This window comes from Paludibacter propionicigenes WB4, from assembly GCF_000183135.1.
Taxonomy (GTDB): Bacteria; Bacteroidota; Bacteroidia; order Bacteroidales; family Paludibacteraceae; genus Paludibacter; species Paludibacter propionicigenes.
In genome coordinates this window covers 835606-848270 of record NC_014734.1, presented here as the reverse complement: position 1 = coordinate 848270, position 12665 = coordinate 835606, and the positions used below count along the sequence as shown (strand labels likewise).

General features: G+C 39.0%; 11 protein-coding genes. 10 read left to right on the top strand and 1 reads right to left on the bottom strand.

Annotated features, from left to right (window positions below; genetic code table 11):
* Positions 1-10 precede the first annotated feature (10 nt).
* The 8 genes from uraA (at position 11) to PALPR_RS03410 (ending at position 9379) form a co-directional block, all read left to right on the top strand.
* Complete coding sequence (uraA, locus tag PALPR_RS03445) at positions 11-1300, top strand: uracil permease (RefSeq protein ID WP_013444225.1); 1290 nt, start codon at positions 11-13, stop codon at positions 1298-1300.
* 77 nt (positions 1301-1377) lie between these two features.
* Positions 1378-2145 carry a 23S rRNA (guanosine(2251)-2'-O)-methyltransferase RlmB gene (gene rlmB, locus PALPR_RS03440; protein ID WP_013444224.1) on the top strand — a complete coding sequence of 256 codons (768 nt, stop codon included), beginning with the start codon at positions 1378-1380 and terminating at the stop codon, positions 2143-2145.
* Positions 2146-2223: 78 nt separating this feature from the next.
* Positions 2224-2907 carry an RluA family pseudouridine synthase gene (locus PALPR_RS03435; RefSeq protein WP_013444223.1) on the top strand — a complete coding sequence of 228 codons (684 nt, stop codon included), beginning with the start codon at positions 2224-2226 and terminating at the stop codon, positions 2905-2907.
* 250 nt (positions 2908-3157) lie between these two features.
* On the top strand, positions 3158-3868 hold the full coding sequence (locus PALPR_RS03430; protein ID WP_013444222.1) for an NUDIX hydrolase: 711 nt from the start codon (positions 3158-3160) through the stop codon (positions 3866-3868).
* Positions 3869-4003: 135 nt separating this feature from the next.
* Positions 4004-5482, top strand: coding sequence for a xylulokinase (locus tag PALPR_RS03425; RefSeq protein ID WP_013444221.1), 1479 nt, complete (start codon positions 4004-4006; stop codon positions 5480-5482).
* Between the two features lie 131 nt (positions 5483-5613).
* Positions 5614-6930 carry a xylose isomerase gene (xylA, locus tag PALPR_RS03420; RefSeq protein ID WP_013444220.1) on the top strand — a complete coding sequence of 439 codons (1317 nt, stop codon included), beginning with the start codon at positions 5614-5616 and terminating at the stop codon, positions 6928-6930.
* 94 nt (positions 6931-7024) lie between these two features.
* The gene (gene xylE / locus PALPR_RS03415) at positions 7025-8692 is read left to right on the top strand and encodes a D-xylose transporter XylE (RefSeq protein WP_013444219.1); all 1668 of its coding nucleotides are present in this window, start codon (positions 7025-7027) and stop codon (positions 8690-8692) included.
* Between the two features lie 441 nt (positions 8693-9133).
* Complete coding sequence (locus tag PALPR_RS03410; RefSeq protein ID WP_013444218.1) at positions 9134-9379, top strand: RNA recognition motif domain-containing protein; 246 nt, start codon at positions 9134-9136, stop codon at positions 9377-9379.
* A 156-nt stretch (positions 9380-9535) separates the two neighbouring features.
* Here the strand turns inward: PALPR_RS03410 and PALPR_RS03405 are convergent, their stop codons facing one another.
* A complete protein-coding gene (locus PALPR_RS03405; RefSeq protein WP_013444217.1) occupies positions 9536-10897 on the bottom strand; it encodes a KAP family P-loop NTPase fold protein in 1362 nt (453 codons plus the stop codon).
* Positions 10898-11377: 480 nt separating this feature from the next.
* Here PALPR_RS03405 and PALPR_RS03400 point away from each other — a divergent pair, with 480 nt between their 5' ends.
* Both PALPR_RS03400 and PALPR_RS03395 read left to right on the top strand, forming a co-directional pair.
* Complete coding sequence (locus PALPR_RS03400) at positions 11378-11797, top strand: helix-turn-helix domain-containing protein (protein ID WP_013444216.1); 420 nt, start codon at positions 11378-11380, stop codon at positions 11795-11797.
* Between the two features lie 66 nt (positions 11798-11863).
* The gene (locus tag PALPR_RS03395) at positions 11864-12388 is read left to right on the top strand and encodes a GNAT family N-acetyltransferase (protein WP_013444215.1); all 525 of its coding nucleotides are present in this window, start codon (positions 11864-11866) and stop codon (positions 12386-12388) included.
* The last annotated feature ends 277 nt before the right edge of the window (positions 12389-12665 follow it).

Here is a 12665-nt window from a genome sequence, read left to right as displayed (position 1 = left end):
GTAGTTATCCATGGAAAAACGCACAATTGGAATTCACGAGAAATTACCGTTACTTCAGAGTCTACCGCTTAGTTTGCAGCATCTTACGGCCATGTTCGGAGCCACCATTCTGGTTCCGATTTTATTGGGTGTAGATCCGTCTATTGCTTTATTAATGAATGGTGTAGGAACCATTATTTATTCACTTGTAACCAAAGGTGGTATTCCAGCTTATCTTGGTTCAAGCTTTGCCTTCATAGCGCCTGTTATGCTTATTTCCACCAGTTATGGCGGTTTTTCGCATGCGCAGTCCGGCTTTATCTTTTTTGGACTGTTCTTTATTCTTATTTCTTTTGTTGTAATGAAATGGGGCATACGATGGATTGACGTTGTGATGCCGCCGGCTGTTATGGGTGCAGTTGTGGCTATCATTGGTCTTGAACTTGCACCAATTGCAGTTCAGCAAGCCGGTTTGGCAGCAGGGTCTACTGCCGTTGGACAAGTGGTTCAGCCGTTTGTAATGAATAGCAATGTAGTGATCGTTTCATTATTTACATTTATAGTCGGAATTCTGGGAACTGTTATGTTTCGCGGTTTTATGCAGATTATTCCTATTCTTTTTGCCGTCGTTGCCGGATATGTGCTGGCACTGATTATGGGTTTAGTAGACACTACTGCCATTGTTAATGCTCCCTGGTTGGCTTTCCCGCATTTTCAGGCTCCGGTTTACGATACTAATGCCATTTTGATTATAGCTCCGGCCTGTATTGTTGTATTGGCCGAACATATTAGTCACCTGATAGTTACCGGAAATATCACCGGAGAAGACCTGATGAAAAAACCCGGACTTCACCGATCTTTGTTGGGCGATGGTATCAGCAATGTTATTTCGGGCTTTGCCGGTTCACCTCCCAATACAACTTATGGCGAAAACATTGGCGTAATGGCTATCACTCGTGTTTATTCTGTTTGGGTAATTCGAGGTGCTGCTGTGCTGGCTATTGCTTTTTCGTTCATTGGAAAAATTTCTGCTGCTATTTCTACCATTCCTACACCTGTTATGGGTGGCATCACTATGTTGTTGTATGGTGTGATTGCCGTTCAGGGTTTCAGAATGTATGTTGAGCAAAAAGTGGATTTCAGTAAAAACCGCAATATGGTACTGGGTGCTGTAACTTTCGTTATCGGTATTAGTGGTGCAGTGATTAATATTGGCACAGTGCAACTCAAGGGTATGGCTTTTGCAGCTGTTACGGGAGTAGCGCTTTCTTTAATTTTCTGGTTGTTTGATAAACTGAAATTAATGAACGATAAAGCCTGATAAAGGCATTCAGCAAAAAATGAATAATGCTGATAATTAATTAAAAATCAATACGTAGAACTTACGTGTAAACAAAAATGATAAACTACAAAAATAAACGACGTCCTGAGAAGGATATGATTTTCGGTATCAGAGCCGTTATAGAAGCAATTCAGGCCGGTAAAGAGATAGATAAGATATTGATGCGCCGCGATATGACCAGCGAATTATCGCGCGAATTATTTGCAGCCCTGAACGGCTTGCAAATACCGGTACAATACGTTCCGCTTGAGAAGCTGAATAAGATGACGGTAAAAAACCATCAGGGTGCAATTGCTTTTATCTCTCCGGTGGCTTATCAGCGCATTGAGGATATTATTCCGGGCATATACGAAGAAGGACGCATGCCGTTTATTGTAGTGCTCGATGGTGTGACTGATGTTCGTAATTTCGGAGCAATAGCCCGTACCTGCGAGTGTGCCGGAGTAGATGCGATAGTTATTCCTACCAAGGGTGGAGCTTCCATAACCGGCGATGCTATTAAAACTTCTGCAGGAGCTTTACTTTCTATCCCCGTATGCAGGGAAGAAAATCTGGGAAATGCGCTTAAGTTCATTGTTTCTTCGGGAATAAAACTGGTTGCAGCCAGCGAAAAAGCGACAAAGAATTATACCGAAGCCGCGCTGACTGAGCCAATTGCCATTATCATGGGAGCAGAAGATGAAGGCGTAAACCCTGATCACCTGCGCTTGTGCGACGAAATGGTCAGCATTCCTATGCTTGGATCTATTGATTCGCTGAACGTTTCAGTAGCTGCCGGAGTACTGATATACGAAGCTGTCAGACAAAGACAAATCAATGCATAATGCACAATTCAAAATGCATAATAAAAGTTTGATTTCACTTTTAAGTATGAATTATGCATTATAAATTATGAATTAAAAATGACCGTATTATACGAAGACAACCACATAATTGCTGTAAATAAAACCTGTTCGGAAATTGTACAGGGCGATAAAACCGGTGATGAGCCACTATCGGATACAATCAAAAAATATCTGAAAGAAAAATACAACAAGCCGGGCGAGGTATTCTGTGGCGTTACACACCGACTCGACCGTCCGGTGAGTGGGGTGGTGCTTTTTGCTAAAACCAGTAAAGCGCTTACACGGCTCAATGAAATGTTTCGTACGCAAGAAGTAAAGAAAACATACTGGGCCATCGTAAAGGAGAAACCAAAGCAACCAGAGGGCAGGCTGGAACATTTTCTGGTACGCAACGAGAAACAAAACAAATCTGTGGCTCACGAGAAAATGGTACCCAATGCCAAGGCAGCTGCTTTAAGCTATAAACTGATAGCACATTCGGAAACCTATTATCTGCTCGAAGTCCATCTGGAAACCGGTCGGCATCACCAAATTCGTTGTCAGTTGGCCAAAATGGGTTGCCCCATAAAAGGTGATTTGAAATACGGCTTTGCCCGCTCTAATCCCAACGGAGGAATTAGTCTTCATGCCCGCAATGTGGAATTCATTCACCCTGTATCCAAACAACTGATTCAAATCACGGCACCCGTGCCAGCCGATGATAAGCTTTGGTTGACTATGGAAAAAATTACTCAGAAATAGATTTTATATTTTTTTAAATTTTTGCGAAGTCGTTACTCTCGAGAGTAATGACTTCGTTCGTTTCTGCTGTATTTTTCCTCAACTTGTTCTACATCAATACTTATTGTATTTTATACAATATGTTTATTTTTGTTATTGTATAAAATACATAATTCAAAATGCTGTAAACGTGTTTTATAACATAATATTATCCATCCATTAATCCAATCAAACTTTCTATTTTTGTGTCCGGAACTAATCTGGTGGAATAATGTTTAGCGAAAATTTATATAATCCTCATATTTCTGTCGATTGTGTTGTATTCGGATTTGATGGAGAGAAACTGAAAGTCTTGCTGATTGAGCGTAGCATGAATGAGCAAAACGAATTATACAACGACAAAAAACTACCGGGGAGTATAATTCTCAATAATGAAGATTTGGATGATGCTGCTTCGCGCGTATTGAACGAACTTACCGGATTAAAAAATATCTACCTGAGTCAGTTTAAAAGCTTCGGAAGTCCTTTAAGAACATCAAATCCAAGCGATGTTTTGTGGTTGGAACGAACTACAAAAATGAAAATAGGACGTATTGTTACGGTAGCTTACGTGGCTTTAATTAAGATTGACCGAAAAATCGTATTTAATGCTGAAGATACGTCGGCCAATTGGTATGATGTGAATGAAATTGCAAACGTGCAATTAGCTTTCGACCATAACAGAATTATTAAAGATGGTTTATTGCACATACGCCACAGACTTGATTTGGAGCCTCATTTATTGTTTGAGCTATTGCCTAATAAATTCACGATATCGCAACTTCGTTCACTGTACGATGTAGTGCATCAAACCCGTTCCGACGTTCGGAACTTTCATAAGAAAGCAATTCAAATGCCATACCTGGTAATGCTCGATGAACTTGAAGAAGGAGTTCCACACCGAGCAGCCAGACTTTACAAGTTTGACAAAAAGAAAAAATGACCCCTAAACCCGTAAATGGGAATTATCAAGCATAGTCATTTTTACGCTATTGGAATGATTTATTGAATGAAAATATAATAATACTAACTATTCTTCCTTCCCTTCAGGGTTGGAGGTCGTTTAATCCTTTTATATATGTACTTATTAGGTTATGATTTAGGTAGCTCGTCAGTTAAGGCGAGTTTGGTAAATGCAGTGACAGGCGAATGTGTGTCATCGGCTTTCTTCCCTAAAAAGGAAATGGAAATTATTTCGGTAAAAGCCGGTTGGGCTGAACAAAATCCCGAAATTTGGTGGAAAAATCTAAAATTAGCTACGCAGGTAGTGCTCGAAGAATCCGGTGTTAACTCGAAGGATATTAAGGCAATTGGTATCTCATATCAAATGCACGGGCTGGTATTGGTAGATGAAAACCAACAAGCTATCCGCAATTCTATTATCTGGTGCGATAGCCGCGCAGTGCCTTATGGCGAAAAAGCGTTCAATGCACTTGGTGGTGAAAAATGTTTATCACATACCTTGAATTCTCCGGGTAATTTTACTTTGTCGAAAATGGCATGGGTAAAAGAAAATGAGCCTGAAAACTTTGCCAAAGCTAAATATTATATGTTGCCCGGCGATTATTTGGCCATGCGCATGACAGGCGATGCTCGTACCACAGCTTCAGGATTGTCTGAAGGTATTGCGTGGGATTTTAAAGCAGAAGCTCCAGCCAAATTCTTATTCGATTATTTTGGATTTGATACAGCGTTGATTCCTGAAATCGTTCCTACTTTTGGTCAACAAGGAAATCTTAAACCTGAAATTGCTGCAGAATTAGGCTTGGCAAGTGGAACTCCTGTTACTTACCGTGCGGGTGATCAACCTAACAATGCATTGTCGTTAAACGTTTTGAATCCTGGTGAAATTGCTGCTACCGGTGGTACTTCGGGTGTTGTTTATGGTGTAAACAGCGATTCTAAATACGATCCTCAATCACGTGTAAATTCATTCGCTCACGTAAATCATACACAAGAAGCTACTCGCGTAGGGGTATTGCTTTGTATCAACGGAACAGCCATTCTGAACACTTGGATTAAAAATAATGTAGCTCCGGAAGGAATCAGCTATGCCGAAATGAATGAACTTGCAGCCGGTATTCCTGTAGGAAGCGAAGGCGTTAGCATTATTCCATTTGGAAACGGTGCAGAGCGTGTTCTTGGAAATCAAGAACCTAACTGCTCTATTCACGGAGTAAACTTCAACCGTATTGGCAAAGCGCACCTAATTCGTGCTGCACACGAAGGCATTGCTTTCTCATTCAAATACGGTATGGACATTATGAACCAAATGGGTATTGAAACTAAAACCATCCGTGCGGGACATGCCAATTTATTCTTGAGTCCTATTTTCCGTCAAACATTGGCAAATATCACCGGAGCAACGATCGAATTGTACAATACCGACGGTTCGGTAGGAGCAGCGCGTGGTGCAGGAATTGGCGCAGGAATATACAAAACTCCTGAAGAAGCTTTTGCAACATTAAAGAAAATTCAGGTTGTCGTTCCTGAAACTTGTGATATTGAAGCAACGAAGGTGGCTTACGAAAAATGGTTAAGCAAAGTGATTGCTTAAATGATTATCCCAATATTCTCAGGTTTTATTCAGACAAAACAATATATCAATAATACTAATTAACAACAATTCATTATAAACTTCTCTTACATTCCCTTTTTAGGGAGGTAGGGGGCAAATAATTATTTATTATGTCAACAAAAGTGTATTTTCCTTCAGTGGAAAAAATCAAATTCGAAGGTAAAGAAAGTAAAAACCCTTTAGCATTCCGTTACTACGATGCTGAAAAAGTGGTTTATGGTAAAACCATGAAAGAATGGTTCAAATTCTCAATGGCTTGGTGGCATACATTGTGTGCAGAAGGTGGCGATCCATTTGGTGGTGGAACACAAGTTCACCCATGGGTAGGTGCTGCTGACGCATTACAAGCTGCTAAAGATAAAATGGATGCTGGTTTTGAGTTCATGCAAAAAATGGGTATCGAATACTACTGTTTCCACGATATCGATTTAGTAAGCGAAGGTTCTTCTATCGAAGAATACGAAGCTAACCTGAAAGCTATCGTTGCTTATGCAAAAGAAAAACAAGCTGCTACCGGTATCAAATTGATGTGGGGTACTGCTAATGTATTCTCTCCAGCTCGTTATATGAACGGTGCCAGCACCAACCCTGATTTCAACGCAGCTGCTCGTGCAATGTTGCAAATCAAAAACTCTATCGACGCTACTATCGAATTAGGCGGTAAAGCTTATGTATTCTGGGGAGGTCGTGAAGGTTACATGTCATTGTTGAACACCAACATGAAACGTGAAAAACAACACATGGGAACTATGTTGAAAATGGCTCGTGACTATGCTCGCGCTAAAGGTTTCAAAGGAGTATTCCTTATCGAACCTAAGCCAATGGAACCAATGAAACACCAATACGATGTTGATAGCGAAACTGTAATCGGTTTCTTGAAACAATTCGGTTTGGAAAATGATTTCAAATTGAATATCGAAGTTAACCACGCTACATTGGCAGGTCACACTTTCGAACACGAATTGCAATGTGCAGTTGATGCAGGTATGTTGGGAGCTATCGACGCTAACCGCGGTGATGTTCAAAACGGTTGGGATACTGACCAATTCCCAATTGATATCTTTGAATTGACTCAAGCTATGTTGGTTGTTCTTCAAGGTGGTGGAATGCAAGGTGGTGGTACTAACTTCGACGCTAAAATCCGTCGTAACTCTACCGATAACAATGACTTGTTCATTGCTCACGTTTCGGCTATGGATGTTATGGCTCGTGCTTTGGAAGCTGCAGCTGCAATCTTAGAAGAATCTCCATACAAGAAAATGGTTTCTGACCGTTATGCTTCTTACGATGCAGGTAAAGGTAAAGAATTCGAAGAAGGTAAACTTACTTTCGAAGATGTATATGCTTATGCAAAAGCTAATGGCGAACCAAAACAAATTAGCGGTAAACAAGAGCTTTACGAAGCAATTGTAAACATGTATATCTAATAAAAAGAAGTAAGCGGTAAGGGGTAAGTAGCAAGTGTTTGCTGCTTACTGCTTGCCGCTTATTGTTTATATAACCCATTAAATAATAATACTCATGGCATTTATTGATACTGGAGGAAGCAATTCCAATTCATTTCAGCAGGGTAGCAAGCTATACATTTTCTTGCTTACGCTGGTGGCTACTTTAGGTGGTTTGCTTTTTGGTTATGACACCGCTGTGGTGAATGGAGCCGAAAAATCACTGGTCGAATTTTATATCTATAAAACCAACGGCACAAACTATATCTTTGATCTCAACACGGTAACTCAGCTGTTCAGCCAATACCGTATCATGATGGTGATTGTACTGTTTTTCGTATTTATTATCCTTAGCGGACAATTTATTCGTTTGCTTGGAAAAAAGAATGGTGGTATTATTACTGCTGTTTTAATTGGTGGACTTACCATTTGGGCTGTAAGTTTCCTATCTAACGCATTACCAAATTCTGCTGACACTGAAGCCATGAAAAATATGGCTGATGCTGTAAAAGGCTTTGTTATTGCCAGTGCACTTATCGGGTGTATCATTGGTGGTGCAGCTGCAGGATTTGTTTCTAAATCTTTAGGTCGTAAAAACGGACTTTTCATTGCTGCCGTTGCATTCTTTATCTCTGCAATCGGTGCATGGAAACCCGAAGCATTTAATATATTCGGTACACTCGATGTATATTCATTCGTAGTTTATCGTATTATCGGTGGTATAGGTGTAGGGTTAGCTTCTATGATTTCGCCTATGTATATTGCCGAAATTGCTCCGGCTAACGTACGCGGTAAATTGGTTTCGTTCAACCAGTTTGCTATTATCTTCGGTATGTTGGTTATTTATTTTGTAAACCTGGTAATTGCTCGTCAGGGCGACGAACAATGGTTAATCACTGAAGGTTGGCGTTATATGTTCCTTTCGGGAGCAATTCCTGCAGGTATCTTCGTGTTGTTGCTGTTCTTTGTACCTGAAACTCCCCGTTACCTTGCCATGAAGGGTAAAAACGATAAAGCGTTGTCGGTGCTTCAGAAAATTGCAGGTAAAGACAATGCCGAAAGTATCCTTACCGATATCAAAGGTACATTGCACGAACTGAATGCTCCATGGCTTTCGTACGGTGCAGGTGTAATCATTGTGGGTGTATTACTTTCTGTATTCCAACAGGCAGTAGGTATCAACGTAGTGCTTTACTATGCCGGAAACATTTTCCGTAACATGGGTGCCTCTACCGATTCTTCGTTACTTCAAACCATTATCGTTGGTGTGGTAAACTTAGCATTTACTGTAGTGGCCATTATGACTGTAGATAAATTCGGTCGTAAACCGCTTATGATTATCGGTTCTATCGGTATGGCAGTAAGTATGATCGGACTTGGATTCACATTCTACTCAGGTCACGTAGGTATTTTGGCATTGATTTTCATGTTGACTTACACTGCTGCATTTGCTATGAGCTGGGGTCCTGTATGCTGGGTGTTATTGGCCGAAATCTTCCCGAACTCTATTCGTGGAGCATTGTCAATAGCCGTTGCAGCACAATGGATTGCCAACTGGATTGTATCGCTTACATTCCCAATGTTGAACGATAACGTATGGTTGACTAACACTTTCAACCACGGATTCTCTTACTGGATTTACGGTATCATGAGTATCCTGTCGGCTATCTTTATGTGGAAATTTGTTCCCGAAACTAAAGGTCGTACACTGGAGTCTATCGAAGAACTTTGGAAAAAGAAATAAAATTCTCTTTACTCATACGATGACTTGAAGTCATCGTATGAGTATTATCTTAAATAGAAATCGCCCCGAAACTCGAAAATGAGTTTTAGGGCGTTTTTTTATGTATAGAGTAACAGCCAAGTGAGCAAATCACAGAACTTCGATGATCTTCCCTTTTTAAGGGAAGTGCCCGAAGACTTCGGCGTGAGCTCAGTCGAACGGGCGAAGGGTTTAAAGACAAACCCCTCCGCTACGCTCGTCCCCTTTAAAAAGGGGACATTCCATATAAAATATCGAATAATAGGTAAAAATTGTCAGATTCATTTTAAATGACTACCTTTGTCCGCATAAAAGAAATGTATTTCTCGTTTGTTTATTTCCAACTCTTATCTACCCGATTCGAAATTGTGATAGCTTCGTTATTCTACTTCTCTTTTTATCACAATTAATTATATTATATTTATGAACATTTACGTAGGTAACTTAAGTTACAATGTTAGAGAAAACGACCTTCAGGAAGCAATTGCAGAATACGGTCAGGTAGATTCATGTAAACTTATCATGGATCGCGAAACACGCAGATCAAAAGGTTTTGCATTTGTAGAAATGTCAGACGAAGAAGCTGCAAAGAAAGTTATTGCTGAACTAAACGGAGCTGAATTTGACGGCCGTGCAATGGTAGTAAAAGAAGCTCTTCCAAAAAAATAATTTCATTTTTTCAGGAACACACACATTAAAACTTCTGTTATCGAAAGATGACAGAAGTTTTTTTTATGTCCGGGTCTCGCGACTTTCAATTCGCGTTTTTCCCTTTTAAAGTTCGCGATTTTAAATCGCAAGACCCAGATTAATTCAAATTTTGAACTATGAAATATTGATCAAATCGATATAATTAAATAGCTCTTTAAGCAAATCATATCTGTCGTTGATACTATGATCACTATGAATCCACGTTAATGAGTTAGTGAATTTTTCCTTTAAATCCTTAGTGTCTATATTTATACTAAGTCCAGTCTCTCCATCTCCAAGTAAATTTGGTGGAACATTTGGATAAAAATAATATCCATTATATAGAAATAGTAATAATGATTCGGTACTTATAATCCTTTGTTGATTTGACATCGGTAATGGTAGAATCTTTTGTAGTTCATCGTATAATTCTTGAATAGAATAATGTTTTTGTTTAAGCTTTGTATAGAAACTTGGAAAAATACATTTTGAATAAACTAAAATAAAGCCAACTTCATTACAATATTGATACAAAGAGTTACCAAAGCTATTGAAAACTATCCTAGCATAAGCAAAGATTTTTTCTTGTTGCCTCAAAGTAGTGCTATTAACTGAAAATAGACTATAAGCTAAATTTAGAAATTCCTTATGGCCACGGTTATATTCTACTAAATCTTCGAACTCATAGTATGAATACAGATAATTGCAAAATTTTTCTTTGTCAGGTTCAGGAATGGAATACTCAATATCAATAAACCGTCTCAAATAATCATCAGCGTTGATATTTGCACTATTATAAACTCCATGAATGGCATTTTTCAATTCATTTTTATTGATAGAAAGAACAAACACAATTCCTTTTACCGAAAAGAAATGTTTTACTTTCTCCAATACTTCAACAGCATAGTCAGGGCGGCAACGGTCCAATTCATCAATTATAAACACTATAGGTTTACCCTCTTTAGTTTCTTCAATGTATTTGGCTAAACTATCTCTAAATTCAACCAATCCTTTTTTCTTATTTGTATATTCGGTTACCTGTTCTAACATTATTTCTCCACTGGATTTAGCAAGCTCTGCGGCTACTTTACTAACAACTCCTTCTCCAATATATTTATTGGCAGCTGCTTCTATTAAAATAGGTAATATATTTTTGGATAAAATAGCTCCCTTCTTCACGACTTCTTTGAATGTTGTTTCAGTTCCGCTACTTCTAAGTGTTCCTAACTCACCCATTAATGCAGCTAGCACATCATTATCAAAGTCATTTTCCCATGCATTGAAATAAATGGTTTTATAGTCTTTCTCAATTGAAGCCTTCCACATTTGTACAAATGTAGTTTTGCCGGTTCCCCATTCGTTATCTATAGCCATTACAAAACCATTCGGAAATGTCTCTAGCATATTTGTCAATGCAGGAGCATATTTTTTTCTATCCAATTTGCAGTTTTTAAATGGATTTTCTTTATTTATTTCTAGTTCGTGTTTTAATTTCATTTCTTAATTGGTTTAATTGTACTAGATTGAATGTTCCACGCCCCAAAGTTACAAAAATAAGTTAATTAGCCAAGTTTGATAGAATAGTTTATTTATAATCGGTAGTAAATGGAGTGGGGGAGTGAACAAAATTTTCTGCGGTAATGCTGTGAAATTGTGTGCCGCTATTCCTGCGGATGCAGAAATAGCGTCTGACTATGTGCCGCTATTCCTTCGGTTGTAGGAATACTGTCTGACTATGTGACGCTATATATGCAATGTAATTTATATCCGCACGTATGTATACAAAATAAATTATTTAATATTTATATCGTTACACTTTGCGACGATATAAATATTTTTGTAAGAATGCTTGCGCACTGTGCGAGAAAATACCTGACAGTGGAAAAATATCGTCGCATAGTGTGACGGTATATCGGAGTATTTGCTTTTTGCAAAAATTGTTATATTTTTGTGTTGTCAATTAATAAGTAATACTTTATGGCAGCAACATTCAAACAATACAGTCCGCAGGAGTTATATGTGCCTGTTTCCATTCCCGACACGCTGGAGGCTGAAAATGAATACGATTTACCTGCTCAGGGATTCCGTTCAACGGGTAGCGCGTTCTTCGATGCTTTTATGGCCAATCTTCAACATCATGGTATACGCAATGCGCGGTTTCATGCCCAGTTACTCGGGATAAACTATACGGAAATGTGTGTTGCCGTCAGCGTGATAACCGGAATGACCTACACTGATTTTGTGGAAGGATACATTCTTATCAAGGCAGAAGATCTTATCCGAAATAAATCGGCGAAGACTACTATACAGGACATTGCTGCCAGTGTTGGTTTCTCTTATTCGGGCTTTTATCAATTCATGTTGCGCCACCGTAAATGGCAAAAGAAAAGAAGATGACGAGGCCTGATGAGGTTTTCGTTCGCATTTGCTTTTGAATTACAAAATCTATAAAATGAACTGGTTATGATAGGACTTGAGAAATTTACCACAGATGATTTTGAACAGTTTATCAGCTGGATGGATACGGAAAAATTTATGTATCAGTTTGGCGGGGCTTCGTTTAGCTTTCCGGTATCGGCGGAGCAACTGCAACACTACATAGCTGATCCGGGTCACAGGATATATCGTGTGGTGGATGCTGAAACGGGCAAAGTGATTGGACATGGATCCATCAGCCATCATAACGCGAAAAATAAGAGTGCGCGCCTTTGCCGGATTCTGATAGCCGAAGAGCAGGATAGGAGTAAGGGCTATGGACGTCAACTGATACGGGCTTTGCTCAAAATTTGCTTTGAAGAATTGGCACTTCACAGGGTAGACTTGGGCGTTTTTGAATTCAACAAAGCCGCCATACGGTGCTATCAAAGCTGTGGTTTTCAGATTGAAGGTACGTTGCGCGAGTCGTTTGTAATAGACGGAGAATATTATTCGGTACACAATATGAGTATTCTGGATAGAGAATACGCTACACTTACAATATCAAATTAGAATATATGACATCAAATTTAGGTGTTTTATAAAGCTGAATTAAATTAAGTTAATGTATTGTTGAATTTTCTGACAAAGCAGGAGTAGGGAAAACAAAACTGCTTCAATCCTTGTCCTATATTGCTTAAACTCTGTCATTCTTGCTTTGTAGATTGACTGATACTGCTGGAATTTCAATATACTTTCATAGCTGATCGTTAGTCTATTGTCTTGTTGTTTTTATGCACATCCGGTTTTCATTGTTGATTCCATATTGCAGCTAAATTTGTTATCAATA